Source organism: Cellulomonas pasadenensis (assembly GCF_047229365.1).
Lineage (GTDB): Bacteria > Actinomycetota > Actinomycetes > Actinomycetales > Cellulomonadaceae > Cellulomonas.
On record NZ_JBFTEP010000053.1, the window covers coordinates 1 to 24,441 of the forward strand.

At 77.5% G+C, this 24,441-nt stretch carries 20 protein-coding genes and 1 pseudogene; 6 read left to right on the forward strand and 15 right to left on the reverse strand.

Features of this window, described 5'->3' with window-relative positions:
* Nucleotides 1-96 precede the first annotated feature (96 nt).
* Both AB6N23_RS09440 and rpsT read left to right on the forward strand, forming a co-directional pair.
* Nucleotides 97-639 carry a hypothetical protein gene (locus tag AB6N23_RS09440; RefSeq protein WP_412865839.1) on the forward strand — a complete coding sequence of 181 codons (543 nt, stop codon included), beginning with the start codon at nucleotides 97-99 and terminating at the stop codon, nucleotides 637-639.
* On the forward strand, nucleotides 555-815 hold the full coding sequence (gene rpsT / locus AB6N23_RS09445) for a 30S ribosomal protein S20 (protein ID WP_378204838.1): 261 nt from the start codon (nucleotides 555-557) through the stop codon (nucleotides 813-815). Before AB6N23_RS09440 ends, rpsT begins: the two co-directional genes overlap by 85 nt.
* 138 nt (nucleotides 816-953) lie before the next feature.
* On the opposite strand, the gene AB6N23_RS09450 is transcribed toward rpsT, so the two are convergent.
* Nucleotides 954-2,279: a helix-turn-helix domain-containing protein gene (locus AB6N23_RS09450; RefSeq protein WP_412865826.1), complete on the reverse strand. Its 1,326-nt coding sequence runs from the start codon at nucleotides 2,277-2,279 to the stop codon at nucleotides 954-956.
* A 155-nt stretch (nucleotides 2,280-2,434) separates the two neighbouring features.
* Entirely contained in the window at nucleotides 2,435-2,566 is a 132-nt protein-coding gene (locus AB6N23_RS09455; RefSeq protein ID WP_378204845.1) for a hypothetical protein, read from the reverse strand.
* Between the two features lie 189 nt (nucleotides 2,567-2,755).
* On the opposite strand from AB6N23_RS09455, the gene AB6N23_RS09460 reads away from it, so the two are divergent.
* Nucleotides 2,756-3,484, forward strand: coding sequence for an EAL domain-containing protein (locus tag AB6N23_RS09460; protein WP_412865827.1), 729 nt, complete (start codon nucleotides 2,756-2,758; stop codon nucleotides 3,482-3,484).
* Nucleotides 3,485-3,508: 24 nt separating this feature from the next.
* On the opposite strand, the gene holA is transcribed toward AB6N23_RS09460, so the two are convergent.
* The 9 genes from holA to AB6N23_RS09505 form a co-directional block, all read right to left on the reverse strand.
* Nucleotides 3,509-4,441: a DNA polymerase III subunit delta gene (holA, locus tag AB6N23_RS09465; protein WP_412865840.1), complete on the reverse strand. Its 933-nt coding sequence runs from the start codon at nucleotides 4,439-4,441 to the stop codon at nucleotides 3,509-3,511.
* Nucleotides 4,442-4,650: 209 nt separating this feature from the next.
* The gene (locus AB6N23_RS09470; protein WP_412865828.1) at nucleotides 4,651-6,174 is read right to left on the reverse strand and encodes a ComEC/Rec2 family competence protein; all 1,524 of its coding nucleotides are present in this window, start codon (nucleotides 6,172-6,174) and stop codon (nucleotides 4,651-4,653) included.
* Complete coding sequence (locus AB6N23_RS09475) at nucleotides 6,171-7,571, reverse strand: helix-hairpin-helix domain-containing protein (RefSeq protein WP_412865829.1); 1,401 nt, start codon at nucleotides 7,569-7,571, stop codon at nucleotides 6,171-6,173. Before AB6N23_RS09475 ends, AB6N23_RS09470 begins: the two co-directional genes overlap by 4 nt.
* Before the next feature lie 138 nt (nucleotides 7,572-7,709).
* Complete coding sequence (locus AB6N23_RS09480; protein ID WP_412865841.1) at nucleotides 7,710-8,675, reverse strand: DegV family protein; 966 nt, start codon at nucleotides 8,673-8,675, stop codon at nucleotides 7,710-7,712.
* A complete protein-coding gene (gene leuS / locus AB6N23_RS09485; protein ID WP_412865830.1) occupies nucleotides 8,672-11,584 on the reverse strand; it encodes a leucine--tRNA ligase in 2,913 nt (970 codons plus the stop codon). The genes AB6N23_RS09480 and leuS overlap by 4 nt, the downstream gene beginning before the upstream one ends.
* Nucleotides 11,585-11,765: 181 nt before the next feature.
* Nucleotides 11,766-13,043 (reverse strand): MFS transporter, encoded by a 1,278-nt coding sequence (locus tag AB6N23_RS09490; RefSeq protein ID WP_412865831.1) that lies wholly within the window; start codon nucleotides 13,041-13,043, stop codon nucleotides 11,766-11,768.
* Nucleotides 13,044-13,110: 67 nt separating this feature from the next.
* Nucleotides 13,111-13,803 (reverse strand): metal-dependent transcriptional regulator, encoded by a 693-nt coding sequence (locus tag AB6N23_RS09495; RefSeq protein WP_378204866.1) that lies wholly within the window; start codon nucleotides 13,801-13,803, stop codon nucleotides 13,111-13,113.
* 42 nt (nucleotides 13,804-13,845) lie between these two features.
* Entirely contained in the window at nucleotides 13,846-15,402 is a 1,557-nt protein-coding gene (locus AB6N23_RS09500; protein WP_412865832.1) for a D-alanyl-D-alanine carboxypeptidase family protein, read from the reverse strand.
* A 113-nt stretch (nucleotides 15,403-15,515) separates the two neighbouring features.
* Nucleotides 15,516-17,534, reverse strand: coding sequence for a metallophosphoesterase family protein (locus AB6N23_RS09505; protein ID WP_412865833.1), 2,019 nt, complete (start codon nucleotides 17,532-17,534; stop codon nucleotides 15,516-15,518).
* Nucleotides 17,535-17,559: 25 nt separating this feature from the next.
* Here AB6N23_RS09505 and AB6N23_RS09510 point away from each other — a divergent pair, with 25 nt between their 5' ends.
* A complete protein-coding gene (locus AB6N23_RS09510; RefSeq protein ID WP_412865834.1) occupies nucleotides 17,560-18,051 on the forward strand; it encodes an SRPBCC family protein in 492 nt (163 codons plus the stop codon).
* A 27-nt stretch (nucleotides 18,052-18,078) separates the two neighbouring features.
* On the opposite strand, the gene AB6N23_RS09515 is transcribed toward AB6N23_RS09510, so the two are convergent.
* The 3 genes from AB6N23_RS09515 to AB6N23_RS09525 form a co-directional block, all read right to left on the reverse strand.
* Nucleotides 18,079-18,855: an LLM class F420-dependent oxidoreductase gene (locus AB6N23_RS09515; protein WP_412865835.1), complete on the reverse strand. Its 777-nt coding sequence runs from the start codon at nucleotides 18,853-18,855 to the stop codon at nucleotides 18,079-18,081.
* A gap of 96 nt (nucleotides 18,856-18,951) precedes the next feature.
* Nucleotides 18,952-19,788 (reverse strand): aldo/keto reductase, encoded by an 837-nt coding sequence (locus AB6N23_RS09520; protein WP_412865836.1) that lies wholly within the window; start codon nucleotides 19,786-19,788, stop codon nucleotides 18,952-18,954.
* A 63-nt stretch (nucleotides 19,789-19,851) separates the two neighbouring features.
* Nucleotides 19,852-21,678: a hypothetical protein gene (locus AB6N23_RS09525; RefSeq protein ID WP_412865837.1), complete on the reverse strand. Its 1,827-nt coding sequence runs from the start codon at nucleotides 21,676-21,678 to the stop codon at nucleotides 19,852-19,854.
* Nucleotides 21,679-22,044: 366 nt separating this feature from the next.
* Here AB6N23_RS09525 and AB6N23_RS09530 point away from each other — a divergent pair, with 366 nt between their 5' ends.
* Nucleotides 22,045-23,067: a glutathione S-transferase family protein gene (locus AB6N23_RS09530; protein ID WP_412865842.1), complete on the forward strand. Its 1,023-nt coding sequence runs from the start codon at nucleotides 22,045-22,047 to the stop codon at nucleotides 23,065-23,067.
* A pseudogene (locus AB6N23_RS09535) lies at nucleotides 23,064-23,567 on the forward strand (CHAD domain-containing protein); the annotation flags it as partial. The gene AB6N23_RS09530 and the pseudogene AB6N23_RS09535, both read left to right, overlap by 4 nt.
* A gap of 11 nt (nucleotides 23,568-23,578) precedes the next feature.
* Here AB6N23_RS09535 and AB6N23_RS09540 read toward each other — a convergent pair.
* A partial coding sequence (locus AB6N23_RS09540; protein WP_412865838.1) for a methionyl-tRNA formyltransferase occupies nucleotides 23,579-24,441 on the reverse strand: 863 nt, incomplete at its 5' end.

Here is a 24,441-nt window from a genome sequence, read left to right on the forward strand (position 1 = left end):
CGGCAGCGCCGCCGCGCGCGCCCGGCGGCGGTCCGCCCGACCTGGGCCCCGCGCGCCGACGGCGCACCGGACCCCGGGGAGGTCGTCTGGGCGTGGGTGCCGTACGAGGACGACCCGTCCCGCGGCAAGGACCGGCCGGTCCTCGTGCTCGACCGCGACGGCGGGACGCTCGTCGCCCTGATGCTCAGCAGCCAGGACCACGACCGCGACGCGGCCGACGAGGCGCGCCACGGCCGGGTGTGGACCGACGTCGGCACCGGCGGGTGGGACCGGCGTCGCCGGCCCAGCGAGGTGCGGCTCGACCGCGTCCTGCGGCTGCGCGTCGACGCGGTCCGGCGCGAGGGCGCAGCACTCGACCGTGACGTGTCGACCGCGTCGCGGCGGCCGCCGGGCGCCTGCACGGCTGGTAGCATCGTGATCTGCGTGTCCGCCCGGGTCGGCGGACACCTGCGCAGGCCGTTCCCCGCGGGTATCCCCACGCCCCAGTCCCGGCGCTGCGCACGCCCTCTACGACCTGTCAGATCGCTTCGGCGACCACACCAGAGAGTCCACACGTGGCGAACATCAAGTCCCAGATCAAGCGCATCACGACGAACGAGAAGGCGCGCCTGCGCAACAAGGCCGTCAAGTCGGAGCTGAAGACGTACGTGCGTCGCGTCCGCGAGGCCGTCGCCGGCGGCGACAAGGACGCGGCTGCCGCGGCCCTCGTGACGGCGTCGCGCAAGCTCGACAAGGCCGTGTCGAAGGGCGTCATCCACGCCAACCAGGCCGCCAACCGCAAGTCGGCGCTGGCGAAGGCCGTCAACGGTCTCTGACGACCGCCCCTGACGGCCACGGCCGCAGGACCGCTCCACCGAATGAGGGCGTCACCCCCCCTGCGGGGTGACGCCCTCGTCCGTGTCCGCACCGGCGTGCGGCCGGGCGGCGGGAGCGTCGCCCCCGCCGCCCACCGGTCAGCCGAGCGACCAGGTCTGGTGCGGCGTGCCGGTCGGCACGGACGGCTGGAAGCCCGCCTCCCGCAGCGCACGGTCGTAGGCCTTGGCGGCCTCGTCGACGTCGCCGCGCCGCAGGTAGCGGTCACCCAGCTCGCGCCACACCCCGGCCGAGTGCCGCGTCGCGGCCATCATCCCGAGCATGTCCGCACCCCAGCGGTAGGCCGCCGCGGCACCGTCCTGGTCGCCGCGCGCCGCGAGGACGTCGCCCAGCGCCAGGTGCGCGGTCGCCGCCTCGAGCCGCGGGGCCTCCCCGAGCGCGGTCAGCGCGGCGCGGGCGTCGACCTCGGCCGCCGGCACGTCGCCGAGCAGCAGGTGCGCGCGCGAGCGCTCGACCTGCAGCCGCGCGACGTCGACCGTCGAGCCCGCGGCCGCGAGGCCCGGCTGCGCGAGGTCGATCTGCTCGAGCGCCCCCCGCGGGTCGGCGGGGTCGGACCGCAGCAGCAGCCACGCGTAGTTGACGCGCAGGCGCGGCAGGTCACGGTCGGGCTCGCCCTCGGAGAGCAGCGCGAGCGCACGCTCCGTGTACCGCTGCGCGAGCTCGTAGTCGCGGCGCTGCTCCGCGACGAGCGCCGCGTTCCAGTAGACGGAGCCACGGCCGCGCGGCGTGCCGAGCGACTCCGCCAGGCGGACCAGCTCCGACGCGCGGTGCGTCGCGTAGAGCAGGTCGCCGCGCTCGACGTACGCCCACAGCACGGTGGACGCGAGGCGCAGGTGCTCGTCCGTGCCGACGAGGTCGGCCGTGTCGAGGTCGGCGAGGGTGCGCTCCCCCACCTCGACGGCGCGGTGCAGGTCGCCCGCCTCGAGGTAGCAGCCCACGAGCGCCGTGGTCAGGACGGCGGCGCGCAGCTGGTCGTTGCGCCCCTGCGTCTCCGCGAGCAGCGGCTCGAGGATCGTGATGGCGGCCTCGAGCTCGCCCGTCATCTCGTGGGCGCGCGCCAGGGTGGTGAGGACCTCGGAGCGCAGCGCCGGCGTGATCACCGACAGGTCGAGCCCGGCGATGCGGTGCACGGCACCGGACGCGTCGCCGCTGGCGAGGTCGAGGCGGGCGTAGTCGAGCTCCAGGCGGGTGCGGGCCTCGTTGGGTCCGTCGTCCCCGTGCTTGAGGAACTCGAGCGTCGTGCCGAGCCGCTCCGCCAGCACGGTCAGCGCGGCGTCGGTCGGCTCCCGGTGCCCGGCCTCGATGAGGGAGATGTAGCTGGGTGAGAACGCGTTGCCGGCGAGGGCGGTCTGCGAGAGCCCTGCCGTCAGGCGCGCTTCGCGCACACGGTCACCGATGGTCGTCATGAGAAGTCATTCTACGTATGACGCCCGTGTGCGCCAGACCTTCACAGCGGCGAGTCGCGTCCGGGCCCGGCGGGCGTCGTCACCCGCGGCGGTGAGCGTGCGCGGTGGGACGCGCCGCGACTGCGTCACGGGCGCCCCACCGGCGGGTCACCGGGTCAGACCGCGTCCTTGCAGCAACCGGCGGCACCGCCGTTGAGCGACACCGACGCGGCCGTCACGGCGGGGAGGCCGGCCGCCAGGGAACCGGTGAGGACGAGGGCGGCGAGGGCAGCGGCGACGGACTTCATGTCGTACTCCTGTCAGGGCTCGGCGCCTGGGCGGGACAGACGACGTCCTCGCCAGGCCGGGGACGCCGCGGCAAGGGTGACACACCGGGCGGCACGGCGGGAACCTCGGGTGCGCCCGGACGGGTCACGCGAGGATTCCACCCCCTCGCCACGCGTTCACAGGGGGCGACATGTGGTGTCATGGTCGCCATGACTTCCGAGGGGCGCGAGTCGACGCTGGCGCGGCTGGGCGCTGCCGTCGACGCGGCGATCCCGCACGAGCTGCGGCGCGCGTGGGAGCAGCACGTCGCGCAGCAGCCGGTGCTCGTCGCGCGTCAGGGCATCTACTCGATGCACGGGCGGCCCTTCGGGTACCAGTTCAGCTACCGCGCCCCCGGCCACCACGCCGACGTCGCGCGCGGGTGGGGCCCGCGCGACCACGAGCGCGCCACGGAGCACGTGCTGCGCGCGACGTTCGGCCGCGCCGAGCTCGAGAGCGTCGCCCACGGTCGCCTGCTCTTCGTCCGGTGCCCGCGCGCGCACCTCGTGGGCGAGCTGGAGGTGCCCGCGCGTCCCGACCGCCTCGTCCTCGAGGTGAGCGCCACCACGGAGGTGGACGCGCAGGTCCTCGCCGGGATCCGGCGGCTGCGGGAGCGCGGCTTCCGCGTGGCGCTGCCGTCGTTCGTCGACCGGGCCGACCAGCGCCGGCTGCTCCCGCACGCCGACTTCGTCAAGATCGACGTGCGCGACCTCGACGTCGAGGGCCACCCGGTGGTCGGCGTCGCGCGGTCGTTCGGCGCCATGCTCATCGCCGAGTACGTCGAGGCGCCGGAGACGCTGCGGCACGCGCGCGACCTGGGGCTGACGCTGTTCCAGGGCAACCTCATCGAGCGCGCGGGCGTGCTCGACCGCGCGGGCGCGCGGCTCGTCGGGCGCTGAGCGCCGGCGAGCGCGGCCGCACCGTCAGCGGTCGACCGACCCCGCCACACGCAGCACCGCCCGCTCGACCGCGAACCGCGGGTCGCGTCCCTCACCCTTGACCTCGGCGTCGGCCTGGGCGACGGCCGAGATCGCCGTGGCGAGGCCCTCGGGCGTCCACCGGCGCAGGTCGGCCGCGGCACGGTCGACCTGCCACGGCGCCATGCCCAGCTCGCGCGCCGCGGCCGCACCACGACCGCGCACGGCGCCCACCTTGGCGAGCGTGCGGAGGCGCGCGGCGAGCGCCGCCACGACCGGGACGGGGTCGAGGCCCGTCGCGAGGGCGTGCCGGAGCAGCGCGACGGCGCGCCCGGCGTCCCCGGCGACGGCCGCGTCGGCGACCTGGAAGCCCGTCGCCTCGACCCGTCCGCCGTGGTAGCGCTGCACGACCTCCTCGCCGATGAGCCCGGTCGTGTCCGCCACCAGCTGCGCGCAGGCCGCCGCGAGCTCCCGCAGGTCCGAGCCGACGGCGTCCACGAGCGCGCGGACCGCGCGGGCGTCGGCGCGGCGACCGGCGCGCGCGAGCTCGTCCTGCACGAACGACGCCTTGTCGGCGTCCGACTTGACCGCCTCGCACGAGACCGTGGGGACCTGGGCGGCGCGCGCCGCGTCCAGCAGCCGCTTGCCGCGCATGCCGCCGGCGTGCCGCAGCACGACGACCACGTCGGGCACCGGCCGCGCGACGTACGCCTCCGCGTCGACGAGCAGGGCGTCGCCCGAGCGCTCGACGCCCTCGACCAGCACGACCTTGCCCTCCGCGAACAGCGACGGGCTGGTGAGCACCGCGAGCTCGCCCGCCGCGTACTGGGCCGCGTCCACTCGCACCACCTCGACGTCCGGGTCCCGCTCCCGGACCCGGGCGACGACGCGCTCCGCCGCGCGCTCCGCGAGCAGCTCCTCCGGGCCGGACACCAGCACGACCGGCGCAGGCTCGGCCTGCGTCCACGGGACGCCGGCGGAGGCGCCGCCGCCGCGGGCCGGGCGTCCGGAGGACGAGGAGCGCGCGGACGACGGGCGCGCGGACGAGCGGGACGCGGGGCGGGCGGGCACGGACCCAGTGTGCCGGACCCCGCCGACAGCGTGACCCGGCAGCGTGGCCCGACAGCGTGACCCGTCAGCGTGACCCGTCAGGCGCGCCGCGGGCGGCCCACGAGCAGCACGGCCGCCGCGACCGCGACGAGCAGAGCGCAGCCCGCGCCGACCGGCCCGGGGAGCCACGCGACGGCGGCGCCGGGCAGCCCGGCGCAGACGCGCGCGACGGCGCCGGTCCACCAGCAGGCGGCGCCCGCCACCGCCGCCAGCGCACCGGCGCCCGCGGGCCACCAGCCGGCCAGCGCGACGGCGCCCAGGCCGAGGACGGTCGCGGGCGCGACCACCGGGGCCGCGAGCAGGTTGGCCGGCACGGACCACAGCCCGAGGCTGGGCCACAGCGCGAGGACGACGGGCAGGCAGCCCAGCTGCGCGGCGACGGGCGCCACGAGCACGCCCGCCGTCGCGTGACCGCAGCGCGGGGCCCAGCGCGCGACGAGCGGCGGCCCGAGCACGACGAGCCCGGCCGTCGCGCCGACCGACAGCACGAACCCGGGTGCCACCGCGAGCCAGGGGTCGTGCACGAGCAGCAGGAGGACCGCGGTGCACAACGCCGGCGGGCCCGGGGACCGCCGCCCGGCCAGCAGCCCGACGAGGCCGACCGCGCCCATGACCGCCGCGCGCACGACGCTCGGCTCGGGCCCGACGACGAGGACGAGCGCCGTGCCGACGAGGCCGACCGCCGCGGCGCGCACGGCACGCGGCGCCCCGACCGCGCCCGTCACGGCCAGCGCCAGCGCGCCGAGCAGCGCGAAGTGGGCGCCCGACACCGCCGTCAGGTGCGCGAGCCCGGACGTCCGCATGGCGTCGCGCAGGTCGACCGGGACCCCACCCGTGTCGCCGACCGTCACACCGGGCAGCAGCGCACCCGCGTCACCCGGCAGGGCGGCGGCGAGCTCGCGCGCGTGCTCGCGCGCGGCCACGGACCACGCCGACCCCGCGGGCGGGCCGTCGAGCAGGCGCGGCCCGCCCCGCACGGCGACGGCCACCGCCGCCCGCTCCCCGGCCGGGCGCACGGACGCGCGTCCGCGGACCTCGAGCCGCGCACCCACGTCGAGTGCCGGCCGCCCGGCCTCGGCCGGGTCGGCAGGGGTCCCGGCCGGCACGAGCACCTCGACGTGCACGCGCGCCGCGAGCAGCGCGCCGGTGCGCGCCGAGCGGACGGCGTCCGCCGCGACGGCGACCGCGACCCGCCGTGGGTCCGTCCTGCCGCCGAGCGGTCGCGGCGGCGCGGCGACGCGTCCGACGACGTCGACGAGCTCGCCCGCCTGCGCCGCCCGGACGACGCCGGCCGGCGCGGCGGCCACGCGCTGCGCCGCTCCCGCCCCGAGGACGGCGACCCCGACGACCACGACCAGCACCACGGCGGGCAGCGTCCGGGACCGTGCGCGGCCCGTGCACGCCACGAGCGCGGCGGCGCCCAGCACGAGGGCGGCCGCGCCGCACGCGGCGAGGAGGCGGACCCGGTCGAGCGGGACGAGCACCACGCACGCGGCGGCGCCCCACGCCACCGCCGCGGACGGCAGCAGGCGCAGGTCGACGCGCGGCCGGACGGCGCTCACACCCGCACGTGCGGACGCAGCCGCTCGAGCACCGCCGGACCGATGCCGCTCACCTCGTCGAGCTCGTCGACCGACGTGAACGGCGCCTCCGCACGGCGGTCGAGGATCCGCTGGGCCAGCACGGGACCGACGCCCGGCAGGGCGTCGAGCGCACCGAGGTCGGCGGTGTTGAGGTCGACGCCCGCGGGCTGTGGTCCTGCGACGCCCGCACCGGTCGCCGCACCGGGCCCCGGCACCGCGGGAGCCGCGAGGACCTCGCCCGCGCGCGGCACCCGCAGCTGCTCGCCGTCGACGACCGTGCGCGCGAGGTTCACGCCGGCCAGGTCGGCGTCGGGCGCCGCTCCCCCGGCCGCGGCGACCGCGTCGGTGACCCGGGCGTCGGCGGGCAGCGTTACGAGCCCGGGCGCCACGACCGCGCCGACGACGTGCACCACCGCCGGGCGCGCCGAGCCGGTCGGCGCCGACGTCGGCGGCGGCGGCGCACCGGCCGCCGCCTCCGTCACGCGCGGGCGCGGGACCTTCACGGGTGCGCCGTCGGGCGCGGTGGTCGCACGCAGGGCGACACCCCCCGCGAGCAGCGCGATGGCCAGGGCGGCGGCGGCCGCGGCGCGGGGGGCGACGGCCCACCGCGCCCAGGACCGCGGCGGGGGCGGATGCGGATCCCGATGCGGCTGCGGCTGCGGATACGGGTGCGGGTGTGGCGCAGCGTCGGTGCCGTCGTCGTCCGGTGCGACGTCGGCGCCTGCGAGCGGCACGGCACCGAGCACGCCACCCGTGCCGCGCGTCCCGGGCGGGCCCGCCGGACCGCGGACGCGCCGCGACGCGTCGGCGAGGGCGTCGACGGTGGTGGCGTGCGGTGCGCGGGACGGCTGCGGCCACCCGGGCTCCGGCGGTACGGGGTCCGCCCGGGACGCGGTCGGCGGGCGCGGCGTCCAGCCGGGGCCGACCACCGTCGCGGTCGACGGTGCCGCGGGGGTCGTCGGCACGACGTCGACCGGCGCGACCACGTCGACCGGCGCGAGCACGTCGACCGGCGCAGCCACGTCGACCGGTGCCGTCGCCTCGACCGTCGGCGTCGCGTCGGGCGGCGGCTCGACGGCCGTCGGCGATCCCGCGGCGGCCGGCGCGGGCGTCGACGACGTCACCGGCCCGTGCGTGCTCGCACCCGTCGGCGTGAGCTGCGGCCACGTCGGCCCGGTGGCGCGCCACCGGTGCGCCCGCCACGGAGCCGGTCCGAGCTCGGAACCAGCGCTCGTCCGGGACGCACCGTCGGCACGGGAGCCGTCACCGGCGCCCGCCGGCGCGGTCGCCACCACGCGGGGCGTCGTCCGGTCGCCGCCGGCCAGCGCGGCCAGGCGGTGCGCCACGGCGGGCTCGGGGCGGTCGCGGGAGGGCACGACGGCACGCTAGGCAGGCGGCCGTCCCGGCTCGGCCCGACGACGGGCACCCTCGTGGACGGGCGGGCGCGCCGGCGGGCTGGGGTCGGCTCGGCGACCGGCACCGCGCGCACCGGTCGGCACGGTCGCGGCCTGCCGTCAGGCGTCGGCGACGACCACCGCGAGCAGCCCGGGCCCCGCGTGCGCGCCGAGCACGGCGCCCGCGTCCGCGACGACCACCTCGACCGCGTCGCGCGCCCCGTCGGCCAGCCGCGCGGCCAGGTCGTGCGCAGCGTCGACGTCGCCCGCGTGGTGCACGCCGATCCGGACCGCGCCGCGCCCCGTGACGTCCGCGGCCGCCACCTGCTCGATCCGCTCGCGCGCGGCGCGCCGCGTGCGGACCTTGTCCGCCACGACGACGCGGCCGTCCTGCACCGCCAGCAGCGGGCGGAGGCCGAGGACCGTGCCGAGCGCCGCCGCCGGCGCGCTGAGCCGTCCGCCGCGCCGCAGGTGCTCGAGCGACTCCACGAGGAACCACGTGCGCGTGCCCGCGGCCGTGGTCGCCGCCACCTCGGCGACGCGGGTGACGTCGGTCCACGCCGGCTCGGGGCCGCGCCGTCGCCCGCCTCGCCCGCCGCCCACGGACCTGCGGCGCCGTGCCCGCGCGTCCTCGGGCGCGGTCTCCGGCACGGGGGTGCCGGCGCAGCGGGCCGCGGCGAGCGCCGCGAAGCCCAGGCCCAGCGCCACCGTCCCCGAGTCCACGACGCGCACCGGGACGGGGCTCACGGTGGCGGCGGTCCGCGCCGAGCGCACCGTGCCGGACATCTCCCCCGACAGGTGCACGGAGACGATCTCCCGCGCCCCCGCCGCGGCGGCCCGCTCGTACGCGGCGGCGAAGGCCGACGGCGGCGGCTGCGACGTCGTCACGCGGGCACCGCGCTCGAGCGCACGCAGCAGCTGGGCCGGGGTGACGTCGACGCCCTCGACGTGCCGTGCGCCGTCGATCGTCACGTCGAGCGGCACGACCGTCAGCCCCGCCGCCGCCGCGAGGGCGGGCGGCAGGGCCGACGTCGAGTCCGTGACGACCGCGACCCGGGGCGGGTGCGGCGCGGGCGCCGCGCTCAGGCGGGCACCACGTTGACGAGCTTCGGCGCGCGGACCACGACGACCCGCACGTCACGTCCGTCGAGCGCGCGCTGCACGCCGGCGTCGGCGAGCGCGATCCCCCGCAGCTCGTCCTCGGTCGCCGTCGGGGACACCTCCGCGCGGCCGCGGACCTTGCCCGCGACCTGCAGGACGCACGTGACGGTCTCCTCGACGAGGTACGCCGGGTCGGCCTCGGGGAAGCGCGCGTGCACGACCGAGCGGTCGTGGCCGAGCCGCTGCCAGAGCTCGTCGGCGAGGTGCGGCGCGACCGGCGCGGTCATGACGACGAGCGCCTCGACCGCCGCGCGCGGCGCCCGCTCGAGCGTCGTCAGGTGGTTGTTCAGGACGATGAGCTTGGCGATTGCGGTGTTGATGCGCATCGCCTCCATGTCGTCCCGCACGTCCGCGACCGTGCGGTGCAGCAGGCGCAGCGTCGCGGTCGACGGCGCCTCGTCCGACACGACGAGCTCGCCCGTGCGCTCGTCGACGACGTTGCGCCACAGCCGCTGCAGGAACCGCTGCGCACCGACGACGGCCCGCGTCTCCCACGGCCGCGACAGGTCCAGCGGGCCCATGGACATCTCGTAGACGCGCAGCGTGTCGGCGCCGTACGCCTCGTACATCTCGTCGGGCGACACGGCGTTCTTCAGCGACTTGCCGATCTTCCCGTACTCGCGGTGCGCCGGCTCGCCCTGCCAGGAGAAGCCCGTGGGCGACGCCGCGTCCTCGACGACCTCCGCCGCGGGCACGTGCACGCCGCGGTCGTCGGTGTACGCGTACGCCTGGATGTAGCCCTGGTTGAACAGCGTGTGGAACGGCTCGGCGCTGCGCACGTGGCCCAGGTCGAACAGCACCTTGTGCCAGAACCGCGCGTACAGCAGGTGCAGCACCGCGTGCTCGACGCCGCCGACGTACAGGTCGACGCCGCCGACCGACCCGGCGGGCTGGTGCCCGTGGCCCGGGCCCAGCCAGTACTCCTCCAGCGCCGGGTCGACGACCGCGTCGTCGGCCTGCGGGTCCAGGTAGCGCAGGTGGTACCAGCAGGAGCCCGCCCAGTTGGGCATGGTGTTCGCGTCGCGGCGGTACCGCCTGGGCCCGTCGCCGAGGTCCAGCTCGACGTGCAGCCAGTCCTCGTTGCGGCCCAGCGGCGGCTCGGGCTCCGAGTCCGCGTCGTCGGGCGCGTAGGTGCGCGGGGAGAAATCCGGGACGTCCGGCAGCTCGACGGGCAGCAGGGACTCGGGCAGCGCGATGGGCGTGTCGTCCTCGTCGTAGACGATCGGGAACGGCTCGCCCCAGTAGCGCTGCCGGCTGAACAGCCAGTCGCGCAGGCGGTACGTGACCGTCTTCTCCCCCGCGCCGCGCGCGGCGAGCCACGCGACGACACGCTCCTTCGCCTCGGCGACCGTGAGCCCGTCCAGGTCGAGCTCGTCGTTCGCGGAGTTGATCACCAGGCCGTCGCCGGTGCGCGCGCCCTCCGGGGTGCCCTCGGGCGCGTCGATGGTGTGCACCACGGGCAGCTCGAACGCCTGGGCGAACGCGAAGTCCCGCTCGTCGCCGCCGGGCACGGCCATGATCGCGCCCGTGCCGTACCCCATCAGCACGTAGTCGGCCGTGAAGACCGGCAGCAGGGCACCGTTGACGGGGTTGACGGCGAGGTGGCCGGTGAAGACGCCGGTCTTGCGGCCGGCGTCCTGCTGCCGCTCGACGGCCGTCTTCGCCGCCGCCTCGGCGCGGTACGCCGTCACCGCGTCGGTGGGGCTCGCGTGCCCGCCCGTCCACACGTCGTGCGTCCCGTCGGGCCACGCCGCCGGCACCTGGTCCAGCAGCGGGTGCTCCGGGGAGACGACCATGAACGTCGCGCCGAACAGCGTGTCGGGCCGGGTCGTGAAGACCTCGACCTCGGCGCCGCCCTGCACGGCGAAGCGCACGCGCGCACCCGTCGAGCGGCCGATCCAGTGCCGCTGCATCGACTTGACCTTCTCGGGCCAGTCGATGTGCTCGAGGTCGTCCGTCAGGCGGTCCGCGTACGCGGTGATGCGCATGTTCCACTGGCGCAGGTTGCGCTGGAACACGGGGAAGTTGCCGCGCTCGGACCGGCCGTCCGCGGTCACCTCCTCGTTCGCCAGGACGGTGCCCAGGCCCGGCGCCCAGTTGACGGGCGTGTCGGACAGGTAGGCGAGGCGCCGGCTGTCGACGACACGGCGACGCGTCGCCCCGTCCAGGTCGGCCCACGCGGCGCCCTCGGGGACGCCCGGCACGTCCGCCGGCACGGGCCGCGCGCCGGACGCCAGCTCCTCGACCAGCTCGGCGATCGGCCGCGCGCGGCCGCGGCCGCCGTCGGGACGCACCGCGTCCTCGTCGTACCAGGCGCCGAAGACCTGCAGGAAGATCCACTGCGTCCACCGGACGTACCCGGGGTCGATCGTCGCGAACGAGCGGCGCGGGTCGTGCGCCAGGCCCAGGCGGCGCAGCTGGCGCTGCATGATCGCGATGTTCGCCTCGGTGGTCGTGCGGGGGTGCTGCCCCGTCTGCACGGCGTACTGCTCGGCCGGCAGGCCGAACGCGTCGAACGCCAGCGCGTGCAGGACGTTGTCACCGCACATCCGTCGGTACCGGCCGACGACGTCGGTCGCGATGTACCCGAGCGGGTGGCCGACGTGCAGTCCCGCGCCCGACGGGTACGGGAACATGTCCATCACGTAGAACGGGCGCGCGGACGGGTCGGCGTGCCGGCCGTCACCGTCCGTGAGGTGCCCGACGGGGTTCGGCGTGAAGTACGTGCCGCGACGCTCCCACTCGTCCTGCCAGCGCAGCTCGATCTGCTCGGCGAGCGCGGCCGTGTACCGGAACGGGACGTCGTCGGGGGTGGTGGTGGGGGCCTGGCTCATGGTGGTCCTTCGCCGCGGGGGGGTTCGTGGGGGTCAGCCGGCACCACGCACACCGCGACGAGCGACCGGCCTAGGGGGTCTCGCCGCGGCGTCGAAGGAGGAACCTGTCCGCCAGCACGGGACGACCTTACCCCCGCCCACGGACGCCCCGACAACCCGACGCGGGCGGCGCGCGGGTGCGTCACACGGTCGCGTGCACCCCCGCCGGGGAGGCCGACCGAGGGTCGTCCTGCGGCCGTGCGGGCGCGGCCGGCGCCGGGGTCCGACCCACGGCCAGCACGACGACGAGCCCCAGCGCGGTGAGCCCGGCACCGACCCACGCGGGCGCGAGCAGGCCCCAGCCGCCGGCGATGACCAGGCCGCCGAGGAACGCGCCGGCGGCGTTGCCGAGGTTGAGGGCGGAGTGGCACAGCGCAGCGCCGAGCGACGGCGCCGCGGGCGAGACGTCCATCAGCCGCGTCTGCAGCGCGAGGCCGAGCACCTGGGACGTGACGCCGAGCAGCACGAGCGCGGGGACCACCGCCGCCGGCCACGGCCCGACGAGCGCGATCAGGACGAGCACCGCGATGGTGGCGACCATGCCGCCGACGACGGTGCCGAGCACCGAGCGGTCGGCCAGGCGCCCGCCGAGGAGCGTGCCGGCCGTCATGCCGACGCCGTACAGCGCGAGCACGAGCGGCACGGTCGTCACCGCGAGCCCGCTCACGTCGGTGAGCAGCGGCTTGACGTAGGAGTAGACGGCGAACATGCCGCCGAACCCGATGGCGCCCGCGCCGAACGCCACCCACAGCGGGCCGTTGCGCAGCGCGGCGAGCTCGCCGCGCACCGTGGCGTCGGCGGCCGCGGGCAGCGACGGCGTCCAGGCGCGCAGCGCGACGAGCGTCGCGAGCCCGATGCCGCCGACCGCGACGAACGCCCACCGCCACCCCACCGCGTGGCCGACCACCGACGACAGCGGCACGCCGACCGCGCAGGCGACCGTGAGGCCGGCCATCATGGCCGACACCGCGCGGCCACGGCGCTCGGGACCGACGACGGCGGTGCCGACGACCGCGCCGACGCCGAAGAACGCGCCGTGCGGCAGTCCCGCGAGGAACCGCGCCGCGACGAGAGTCTCGGCGGTCGGGGCGAACGCCGCCAGGACGTTGCCGACCGTGAACGCCGCCATGAGGACCAGCAGGAGCCGACGGCGGTCGGTGCGCGCGCCGAGCGCGGCGAGCGTGGGGGCCCCGAGCACGACGCCGAGCGCGTACGCCGTGATGGCGTGGCCCGCGACGGGGATCGACACGTCGAGGTCCGTCGCGATCTCCGGGAGCAGGCCCATCGTGGCGAACTCGGTGGTGCCGATGCCGAAGCCGCCGAGCGCGAGCGCCAGGAGCGCCGTGCGGGCGCGCCGCGGCGTCACCGGGCCCGGCGTGGGGGCGCCGACCGCGGGCGGGGGCGGGGTGGTGACGGCCACGCGACCTCGAATCGATTCGAGCAGAGATCGAGGGACGCCGTCGGCCGCTCGGGGGGATGCGGCCAGACTACGCCGGGACGGGCGCGGCGAGCCAGATGGCGCTCGCCGCGACCTCGCCCAGTTCCACGCGGGCGGGCGGCGCACCGTCGATCTCGACGCTCACCACCCCGGTCACGGCGCGGCGCTCGTCGAGGCGCACGCGGGCGTCGAGGACGAGCCCGACGTCGTCGAGGTACCGCAGCAGCTCCGGGTCGGCGTCCGAGATCCGCGCCACGACGTACGCGCCCGGCTCGACCTCCCACATCACGCGCGCGTCGGGCAGGTGCACCGTGCCGTCCGGGCCGGGGATCGGGTCGCCGTGCGGGTCGCGGTCGGGGTGGCCGAGCAGCTCCGCCACGCGCTCGACGAAGCGGTCGCTCACGGCGTGCTCGAGCACCTCCGCCTCGTCGTGGACCTCGTCCCACGCGTAGCCGAGCTTCTCGACGAGGTACGTCTCCAGCAGCCGGTGCCGGCGCACCATCGCGACCGCGTGCGCCCGGCCGACGTCCGTCAGCTCGACCGCGCCGTACGGCCGGTGCGTCACCAGCCCGGCGTCCGCGAGCCGGCGCACCGTCTCGGACACCGTGGACGCCCCCACGCCGAGGCGGCCGGCCAGCAGCTTGGTCGTCACCGGCGCGTCCGACCACTCCTGGGCGCCCCAGATGACCTTGAGGTAGTCCTGGCCGACGGCCGTCAGCGGGGCGGGGCTGTCCGAGGTCACGGCACCAGGGTAGGGCGGTCGGCGGGACGTCGGCGGCGACGCTCAGTGGCCGTCCACGCTCCAGTGCCACGGCTCCCCGGGCAGGTTCTCGAGCCCGTACGCGGCCGCGTGCTCCGCGAGCCACACGTAGCCGGCGGACGCCGAGCCGAGCGTGCGGCCGCCGACGGTGAAGTCGATCGCCAGGCCGCGCTCGTGCCGCGACGAGCCGGGCCGCGCGGTGCTCGGCGAGCAGGACGACGCCGGCGCCTCGTACACGTGCCAGTCCGTCGGGCCGCAGTGCGCCCGACGCAGCGCGACCTGCTGCTCAGCGCTGCGCCAGCCGCCGCCGCGCAGCTCGACGCCGTCCGCGCGGGCCGCCTCGACCAGCGCGTCCACCGTCTGCGCGAGGCACGGGTGCACGCGGATGCCGCTGCGGGTGACGACCGTGTCGCCCTGCGCGACCGGACCGTCGACGAGGTCGCAGTCCGCGGGCTGCACCCCGGTCGGCACGCGTGCGGCCGGCGCGGCGACCTGCCACAGCACCTCGCCGACGGGGCCGTGCAGCACCACCGCGGCCTCCTCGAGGACGAGCCGCGCGCCCGGCCGGCCCGCGGTGCCGGTCCCCCACACCGGCGCGCCCGCGGCGTCGAGCAGCACGAGGTCGCCGTCCTCCTGCAGGCGCGCCGTCGCGCCGGTCGTCGTGCCCGACGTCCACAGCGGTTCGCCGTCCAGCGCGACGACGAGCGCGCCGTCCGTCACCTCGACGCGCAGGTGCCCGGAGGGCGAGCCGAGGGACGCACCGGCGCCGAGCTCGGCGCCGGGTGCGAGCTCCGCGGGGCCGATGGGCTCGCCCGACGACCACACCGGGACGCCGTCGCGGTCGACCAGCACGAGCGTCCCGTCGTCCTGCACCGCGAGCGTCGTGCCGCCCTGCCCGGCCGTCCGGCTGCGCCACAGCCACGCGCCGTCCTCGTCGACGGCGACGAGGTTCCCGTCGGGGCGCAGCTCCAGCGCGACCGCCGGTGCCGCCGGCACCGTCGCGTCCCCGTCGCCCGCGCCGGGCGTCCAGCGGACCGTGCCGTCGGGACCCATGAGCTGCACGCCCACGTCCGGCAGCACGAACAGGTTGTGCAGGCCGTCGGGCGACGACAGCACGTCGCCCGCCTCGAGGCGCACGGGCCCAGACAGGCTGGCGGGTTCCTGCGCGGTGCCGCTCTGCCACGCGACGGCGCCCGCCGCGTCCACGACCACGAGGTCGCCGTCGTCCCGGACCTGCAGCGCACCGCCCCCCGCCGCGGTGCCCGTGCGCCACACGACGCCGCCGTCGGGTGCGACCAGCTCGACGTCGCCGGCCTCGGTCGTGCGCAGCGTCGACCCCGGCACGCCGCGGCCCGACGACCAGCGCACCGTCCCGTCGAGCGCGTACAGGCCGAGCGCACCGTCCGGCTGGACCACGAGCGTGTGCGCGCCGCCCGGCGCGAGCAGCGCCTGCCCCGCCGTCAGCGACTCGCCGGCGCGCAGGGCGTCCTCGCCGGCGGCTGCCGTCGCGGGCGCGCCCAGCGCGGCGAGGAGCACCGCGGCGAGCGGCACGGCCAGGACGACGACGGACGCACGGCGCACGCGGTTCCCTCCCCCGAGGTCGCCGGCGGCCACCCCCTGCGGCCGTCGGCTGCACCAGGGCAACACCTCCGTCGCCGATGCGCAAGACCCCGTCCGCACCTGCGGTCAGGTGTTCACCCGCCGTCGACGGGGCCGTCGCCGCCGGCGGGCGCGTCGCCCGCGTCGGGGTCGCCGGCCGACGGGTCGTCGGGAGCCGTGCCGTCGGGAGCCGTGCCGTCGGGAGCCGTGCCGTCGGCGCCCGCCTCCTCCTCGCCCGGCTCGACGACGTCCGGCCACGGCTGCCGGTCCTCGACGGTCACCGTCGCGTCGGGCGCCACACGCACCACCTGCAGGTCGAGGAAGCGCCGCTCCCGCGGGTCGAACCGCAGCAGCGTCAGCTCCGCCACGCCGCGCAGCGGGCCGACCGTCGGCTGGCCGAGCGTCGCACCGGCCGTGCTCGAGCTGATGTACCGGATGCCGAGCCCGACCTGCTCGGGGCCCACGCGGCGGTGGTAATGGCCCGACACCTGCGCCGGCACGCAGCCCTCCTCGAGGGCCTCGTCGCCGGCGGTCGGCGTGTGCACGAGCAGCAGGTCGACGTCGCCGTCGTCGCAGGCCGTCTCCGCGAGCCGGCGGGCCTGCTCGCCCGGCGTCTCGTCGTCCGCCGTCGACGTCCCGCCGCCCACGCGCGTCTCGTTGGCGTCGCGGTCGCCGAGCACGCGGACGCCCGCGACGTCGACGACCGACCCGTCGAGCACGGTCGCGCCCGCCCGGGCGTACCGGCGCGTCGTGTCGCGCGAGTCGTGGTTGCCGGGGGACGTGACGAGCGGGACGCCCGACGGGACCGCGCGCGCGAACGACGTCACGCAGTACTGCTCGACCGACGTGCCGTTCATCGTCGTGTCGCCCGCGTCGAGCACCGCGTCCACGCCGGCGAGCCCGGCGAGCGTGCCGACGAGGGGCGCCATGCCGACGTTGCAGTGCAGGTCGGAGATGACGAGGAGCGTGACCGGCTCCACCGGCTCCTCCTCGTCGGTGCCGCGCGTGGCGTCGATGCTCGGCGTCGCACCGCCCGGCGTCGGGACGTCGTCGGCGGCGGGCGCGTCGCTGTCCGCCCCGCCCTGCGGCGCCGCGTCCCCGGCACCGGCCGCGTCGCCCGCACCGGCCGCCTCGCCGCCGTTGCCGTCGCCGGCCCCGCTGCCGTCGTCGGCCCCGCTGCCGTCGTCGTCGCCGCTCTCCGCGTCGGGTGCGCCGTCCGTGGCGACGTCGGTCCCGTCCGCGTCGCCCGCGGCGGCGGCCTCGGCCGCCTCCTCCGCGCGCCGCGCGTCGGCCTCCGCCCACTCGTCCCACGCCGAGGCGAGCGCGGTGTCCGCCGTCGCGTAGAACTCCTGGTTGGCGCGCCATGCGTCGACCGCGTACCCGCCGTACGTGTCGATGACGCCGCCGAGCCGCCCGGTGACGCGCGCGCCCGCGAGCGGCGTGCCGTCGAACACGGCGGACGCGACCACGCGCGGCTGCGGCTGGTCGGTCGGCGCGACGCTCGACGTGAGCAGCGTCGCGCCGAGGACCAGCGTGAGCGCGGCGGCGACCGCGGGACGACGGTGCGGCCGCAGGGCCGCGGCGAGCTGGGCCCGCCGCTCGGCGCCGAGCAGCAGCCGGCCGGCCCACCACACGGCCGTGAGCACGAGCAGCGCGACGAGCGACCGGGCCGCGGCGTCGGCCGCGATCGCGACCGCGACGTCCCGCACGGCCGCCTCCGGGCCCGAGAAGAACTGCAGGTACGCCGTCAGGTCGTCACCGAGGGCCTGCAGCGTCGTGGCCTCGCCCAGCTCGGTGACCTGCGCGGGGATCTCCTGCACCGTCGCGCGCGCACCGAGCGTCAGCGGCAGCGGCGAGTCGATCTGCAGGGTGCCCAGCGGCCCGAGGTCGATGGTGACCGTCGCGTCGGTCGTGACGTCGTACCGCGTGACGTGGGGCCCGAGCGACGCCTGCACCGACGCGGTCGTCACGCCGACGACCAGGGACGCGACGACGGCCAGCAGCGCCAGGACCACGGTCGACGGGCGGGGCGCGCGCAGCCGCACGGGGCGGCGCCACCACGGCGGGCCGACGGCTGCCCCGTCAGCCGGGGGTGCGCTGCGCGGGTCGTCCATCACGCCCGAGCCTATGCTCGGCCGGGTGCGCGCGCGTCCTTACGACCTGACGTCGGCGTGGCACGTGCCCGCACCGCGACAGGAGTGCTGGGACGTCCTCGGCGACCCGCGCATGACGTGGCCGCGGTGGTGGCGGGGCGTCGAGGCGCTCGAGGTGCGCCCGGCCACCGGGACCACCGGCTCCTTCGCGCGGCTGCGCTTCCGCTCCCCCGTCGGCTACGCGCTCGTGCTCGACCTCGTCGTCGGCGCGGAGACGCCGCCCGAGCGCGTCCGCATCGACGTCGACGGCGACCTCCGTGGCCACGGCGACGTCCGGCTCACGGCGCCGACGCCGGGCACGACGCGCGTCGACATCCGCTGGCACGTGCGCACGACGCGGACGTGGATGAACGTCGTCGGTCCCGTCGCGCGGCCCGCCTTCGTGCTGGCGCACGCGGCGATGATGCGCAGCGGGGAGCGGGGGCTGCGCCGGCACCTCGCCGAGCGCAGCGGGACGGCGGGCCCGCCGGCGCCGTGAGCCGACGCCGCCGGGCCGGCCCCGAAATCAGAGCGCGTCGCGCCAGGCCAGCCAGCGCTGGACGAGCGACAGGTCGTAGTCGGGCCCGCTCGTGCTCAGCGTGAGCAGCCGCACGCCCGCGTCGAGCCACTCCTGGGCCGTGTCGCCCGGCTCCTGCCCGTCGACGCCGATGGAGCGCGTGACGAGCGACGCCGTGTCGCGGCCGACCGCCGCGCCGTGCTCGTCGAGGATGCCGCTCTTGCGGCGCAGCGTCCCCACGTCGCCGAACGAGTGCCAGACGTCCGCGTGCTCCGCGACGACCCGCAGCGTCTTGCGCTCGCCGCCGCCGCCGATCATCACGGGGATCTCGCGCGTCGGTGCCGGGTTCATGGCCGCCCAGCGGGCCTTGATCCGCGGCATCGCCTCGGCCAGGTCGGCGATGCGCGCGCCGGCGGTGCCGAACTCGTAGCCGTACTCGTCGTAGTCCCGCTCGAACCAGCCCGCGCCGATGCCGAGGATCAGGCGCCCGCCGCTGATGTGGTCGACCGTGCGGGCCATGTCCGCCAGCAGGTCGGGGTTGCGGTAGGAGTTGCAGGTGACGAGCGCGCCGATCTCGACGCGGCTCGTCTGCTCCGCCCACGCGCCCAGCATCGTCCAGCACTCGAAGTGCTTGCCGTCGGGGTCGCCGTACAGCGGGAAGAAGTGGTCCCAGTTGAAGATGACGTCGACGCCGAGGTCCTCGGCGCGCAGGACGGCGTCACGGATCTGGCCGTAGTCGGCGTGCTGCGGCTGCAGCTGGACGCCGATCCTGACGGGTGCGGTCATGGGGTCTCCTCGGCTCGGGCGGCGCTCGCCGCGCACGCCGGTGATGGTGCCAGCTCGAGCGCGCACGAGGTCCAGGTCTCGCGGCGCCCCGGCAGGTCAGAACTCCTCGTACTCCGCCGGGTCCTGGTCCTGCAGGCGGCCGTCCGGGCGGTCGAGCGCGCTGATCGCGGCGACCTCGTCGTCGGTGAGCGTGAAGGACAGGACGCCGAGGTTCCGGCGCTGCCGGTCGGGGTCAGCGGCCTTGGGCAGCGGGACGGCGCCGAGCTGCGTCACCCAGCGCAGGATCACCTCGCCCGGGCCCACGCCGTGCGCGCGGGCGATCTCGACGACCGTCGGGTCCTCCAGCACGTCGCTGCCGCGCCCCAGCGGGCTCCACGCCTCCGTCACCACGCCCAGCGCAGCGTCGGCCGCGCGCTGCTCGGCCTGCACGAACCGCGGGTGCAGCTCGACCTGGTTGACGCTCGGCACGCGGCCGGTCGCGTCGAGCAGGGCGTGCAGGTGCGCGGGCAGGAAGTTCGACACGCCCACGGATCGCACCAGGCCGGCCTGCTGCAGCTCGAGCAGTGCGCCGAACGCCTCGACGAAGAGGCCCTGCTTCGGGTTCGGCCAGTGGATCAGGTACAGGTCCCAGTGGTCGAGCCCCGCGCGGTACAGCGACTCGTGCACGGCGCGCACCGCGTCGTCGTGCCGGTGGTAGCGGCCCGGCAGCTTCGACGACAGCACGAGCTCGTCGCGCGGCACGCCGCTGCGGCGCACGGCCTCGCCGACCGCGCCCTCGTTCTCGTAGTTGTACGCCGAGTCGATGAGCCGGTAGCCGACGTCGATCGCGGAGCGGATCGCCTCCGCACCGTCGTGGCCCTTGAGCGGGTAGGTGCCGAAGCCGATGACCGGCAGCTCGAGCCCGTCGACCAGCGTGCGCGTGGGTACCGTCATGCTCGCCACGCTAGGCAGGACGCGGCCCGGTCCGCACGCCGGCACGCGGGCCCGCCGGGTGCCTCACTGGTACGTCACGAGGTCGGGCACCGGCTGCACCTGGTACGTCTGCACCGGGTCCAGCATCGGCAGGTCCTCGTCGTAGAAGTTCTTCCAGCCCCAGTGCACGGGCGGCGCGCCGTTGCGCAGGGTCGCCCACGTGCCCGCCTTCGCGGGCTGGCTCCCCTGCCCGTCGACGTGGATGACGGTGGCCAGCTCGTCGTGGGACGTGTCGATGCGCTCGCGGTCGGTGAGCATGCGCAGCTGGAACTGGTGCAGCACGAACATCTTCTGCGGCAGCCCGCGGTCGCGCGTGAACTGCGCGAGCCACTCGGCCGTCGCGTTCACCTCGTCGGCGCCGACCGACCCGATCTGGCGGAGGTGCACCTGGTCGGGGGCCAGCCGCCACTCCGGGTCGAGCGCCAGCCCGACGTGCGGGAGCGCGAGCAGGTCGGCGTAGCGCTGGGCCTGCGTGACGAAGTCCGTGCGCCCGGGCTGCAGGTCGAGGACGACGTACGTGCCGGCGGCGCCCGCCGCCTCGACGAGCGGCCGCAGGTCCTCCACCGGGCGCTCGTTGGAGTAGTTGCCGTCGTCGCCCGGGCCCGCCGACGCGATCGTCGCGATGATCTCGACCGCCGGGACGACCGTGTCCGCCGTCAGGCCGCGGTACGGCGCGGCGTGCTGCTCCGCGCGGGCGAGCGTGGCCGGCACGTCCTGCTCGCCGAGCACGCCGAGCGCGCCGGAGCCGGGCGTCCCGTACAGGGCGACGTACTTCTTGCCCGGCTGCCCCTCGGCCGCCGGGAACACGAGCTGGCCGCCACCGGGCAGCTGCGCGCCCGTGCGGGCGGACGCGACCCGCGCCGCCAGCCGGTCGGAGGTGCCGAACCCCTCACCGAGGGCGACGACGGCGGTCGGCTGCGCGCCCGCGACCTGCTCGACCGCGGCGGACGTCGCGCGCGGGTCGGCGCCGGGCACGTCGACGACGTCGGCCCCCGCGGCGCGCAGCGTCGCCAGCGCGGCGAGCGGCTGCGGCCCGCTGACGAGCCCGAGCACCGGGGGCCCGGCCTCGGGCGAGGCGGTCGCGGGGAGCCGGGCGGCCTCCGCCGCGGTCCCGTCCGACGCGGCCTCGTCCGACGCGGTCCCGTCCGACGCGGCCTCGTCCGATGCGGTCCCGTCCGACGCGGTCGTGCCGGCGGACGCGCCGTCCGACGGCGCGTCCGACGCCTCCCCCTCCGCCGGCTCGTCCGCGGACCCGGCCGGCGCCTGGGCACCGCCCTCGGCGCGCAGCACGGCGACCGCGTCGGCCGCGAGGGCGCGCACCGCAGCCGCCTCCCCGCCCGCGGGCACGGAGGTGTCGTCGCCGGCCGTCCGGCCGGTCGCCGCCGCGACGGCGTCCGTGCCCGCACCCGCCGGAAGCGGCACGGCGTCGACCTCCGCCGGCAGCGCCGACGCGTCGGCGCCGCCGACGACGAGCGCCGCCGTGGCCCCGAGGCGGTCGACCTCGCCGGCGACGTCCGCGTCGCCGCCCGTGAGCAGCACCGGGGCCCCGACCGCGACCGCCGCGGAGGCGGCGGTGAGCTGCCCCGGCACGTCGGCGGCGTCCGCGAGCACGACGACCGGCGCGGTCGCGAAGAGAGCGGCCGAGACCTGGACGGCCGCGCTCGCGTCCGAGCCCGTGGCCACCGTGGCGTGCGGGGGCGACGTCTGCAGGGTCGCGGCGACGGGCGTCGCGGACGGCGACGGCGAGGCGTCGTCGGTGCGCCCGGAGCCGTCGGGGGTGCCGGACGTGCACGCCGCGAGGGCGACGACGGCCGCGACGAGCGTCACCATCCGGCGCCGGCGCACGGGCACCGGGCGGCGCCGGGTGTCTCGATCGGTCGGCTGGTGTCGGGCCGGCTGCACGCGGTCCCCTCCGGGTGTCGGGCGGCGCGTCGCCGCGGGTGGCACGGCCGCGGCCGTGGCCGGCGTGCGCCGACGCCGAGCCACTGTAGGCGGCGGCACCGACGGACGCAGGCGACGCCCGCCACGGTCGCGGGCGTCCGCCGCCGTCCCGGCACCCAGCCCCTGCGGCGCGCGTCCGCGCGCGGCATCATCGGGCGCGTGGACGACGACGCGCAGACCACCGGCACCACCCCCTCCGGCACCCCCTCCTCCGGCGGCACCGCTGACGGCACCGCCACGGACGCCCCCGGCACGTCCGCGCACGACCGGCCCGGGGTGTACGTGACGCCCGGCGCGGACTACGACCGCGACACCCGGTACATCACGACGCGCATCACCGCGGACGGCCGCGACGGCTGGCCGGTGGAGGCCGGCCGCTACCGGCTGGTGGTCTCGCGCGCGTGCCCGTGGGCGAGCCGCGCGGTGGTCGTGCGCCGCCTGCTGGGCCTCGAGGACGCGCTGTCGATGGGCGTCTGCGGGCCGACGCACGACGAGCGCTCGTGGACGTTCGACCTCGACCCCGGCGGCGCCGACCCGGTGCTCGGCATCGAGCGGATCCGCGACGCCTACCTGGCGCGCGACCCGGGGTACCCGCGCGGCATCACGGTGCCCGCGATCGTCGACGTGCCGTCCGGCAAGGTCGTCACGAACGACTTCGCGCAGATGACGCTCGACCTCGAGACGGAGTGGACGGCGCACCACCGCCCCGGCGCGCCGGACCTGTACCCCGAGGCGCTCCGGGACGAGATCCACGCGGTCGACGCACGCGTCTACCGGGACGTCAACAACGGCGTGTACAAGTGCGGTTTCGCGGGTTCGCAGCGGTCGTACGAGCGCGCCTACGACCGCCTGTTCGCCGGGCTCGACTGGCTGTCCGAGCGCCTCGCCGACCGCCGCTACCTCGTCGGGGACGCGATCACCGAGGCCGACGTGCGGCTGTTCACGACCCTCGTGCGCTTCGACGCCGTCTACCACGGCCACTTCAAGTGCAACCGCACGAAGCTGACCGAGATGCCGGTGCTGTGGGCCTACGCGCGGGACCTCTTCCAGACGCCGGGCTTCGGCGACACCGTGGACTTCGTCCACATCAAGGAGCACTACTACCGGGTGCACACCGACATCAACCCGTCGGGCGTCGTGCCCCGCGGCCCGCTCGTCGCCGGCTGGCTCACCCCGCACGGTCGCGAGGCCCTCGGCGGGCGACCGTTCGGCGACGGCACGCCGCCGGGCCCCGTGCGCGACGACGAGCGCGTCGCGACGGGCCACGGCGCCGACGGCGACGAGGCGGGCGCGGCATGAGCGGCACGCCGGACGCGCCGTCGACGCCGCTGCCGCACGCCTCCGCCGCACCGCGCGACGGCACCGCCCGCGAGCACGTGCGCGCCTACGTGGCCGCCGCCGTCGCGGCGCTCGTCGCCGCCGGGCCCGGGCTCGAGCAGGGCGACGACGACGCCGTGCACGACGCGCGCGTCGCGACCCGGCGCCTGCGCACCGCCCTCGGGGTGTTCCGGCCCGTCCTGGACCGCGAGCGCGTCGAGCCCCTGCGGGACGACCTGCGGGCGCTGGGTCGCCTGCTCGGGGACGTGCGCGACCCGGCGGTCGAGCGCCACGCCCTCCTGCGCGACCTCGCGCGGGAGCCCGACGAGCTCGTCGTCGGGCCGGTCCGCACGCGCGTGGACGACGACCGGCGCACCGCCCGCACCGCGGCGCTCGACCCGTTGCGCGCGCACCTGGCGTCCGGGGCGCACCGGCGCACGCTCGCCGCGCTCGCCGCGCTCGCCGCCCGTGCGGCGGCCGCGTCCGTCGGCGCTCACGACGCCTCCCCCGCCACGGCGTCGGCGCTCGCGCCCGACGGCACGCGCCCGTCGCCCCCGAGGACCGTGCCGGGCGCGGGCCGGGCGCCGCGCGCCCAGTCGGCCGCAGCCATCGGCCGCCGGCCGGTCGGGACGACCTCGCCGAGCCGCACCGCGCCGGCCCCCGTGCCCACGAGGACCTCCTGCTTCGTCGCCCGCAGCTCGCCGGGCGCCAGGTCGGTGACGTCGGGCACCGGCACGACCGGCCCGAGGCCGAGGCGGGCCCCGTCGGGCAGCGTGGTCCAGGCGCCGGGCGCGGGCGTGCACCCGCGGACGCGCCGGTCGACCACGTGCGCGGGGTGCCACCAGCGGACCCGCGCGTCCTCGGGGCCGAGCTTCGGGGCGTGGCTGACGCCGTCCGCGGGCTGCCGCACGGGCGCCAGCGCGCCGTCCTCGATGCCGTCGAGCGTGCGCACGAGCAGCTCGGCGCCCGCGACGGCGAGCCGGTCGAGGAGGTCGCCGGACGTGTCGCGCGGGCGGACCACCTCCGTGAGCGTCCCGAAGACCGGGCCGGTGTCGAGCCCCTCCTCGAGCCGGAACGTCGACGCACCCGTCACCTCGTCGCCCGCCATGAGCGCGTGCTGCACCGGCGCGGCACCGCGCCACGCCGGCAGCACCGAGAAGTGCAGGTTCACCCAGCCGTGCCGGGGCACCGCGAGCAGGTCCGGCGGCACGAGCACGCCGTACGCCACGACGGGTGCGGCGTCGACGTCCAGCGCGGCGATCTCGGCGCGCGCCGCGTCGTCACGCAGGGTGCGCGGGGTCAGCACGGGGATGCCGTGCGCGCGCGCCGCCGCGGCGACCGGCGACGGCGCGAGCG

Bases quoted from the DNA above. Each gene is read 5' to 3' on its own strand.
- AB6N23_RS09515 (WP_412865835.1), bottom strand. From the start codon at position 18,855: ATGACCGCACCCGTCAGGATCGGCGTCCAGCTGCAGCCGCAGCACGCC.
- AB6N23_RS09455 (WP_378204845.1), bottom strand. From the start codon at position 2,566: ATGAAGTCCGTCGCCGCTGCCCTCGCCGCCCTCGTCCTCACCGGTTCC.
- AB6N23_RS09505 (WP_412865833.1), bottom strand. From the start codon at position 17,534: ATGGACGACCCGCGCAGCGCACCCCCGGCTGACGGGGCAGCCGTCGGC.
- AB6N23_RS09520 (WP_412865836.1), bottom strand. From the start codon at position 19,788: ATGACGGTACCCACGCGCACGCTGGTCGACGGGCTCGAGCTGCCGGTC.
- AB6N23_RS09460 (WP_412865827.1), top strand. From the start codon at position 2,756: ATGACTTCCGAGGGGCGCGAGTCGACGCTGGCGCGGCTGGGCGCTGCC.
- leuS (WP_412865830.1), bottom strand. From the start codon at position 11,584: ATGAGCCAGGCCCCCACCACCACCCCCGACGACGTCCCGTTCCGGTAC.
- AB6N23_RS09450 (WP_412865826.1), bottom strand. From the start codon at position 2,279: ATGACGACCATCGGTGACCGTGTGCGCGAAGCGCGCCTGACGGCAGGG.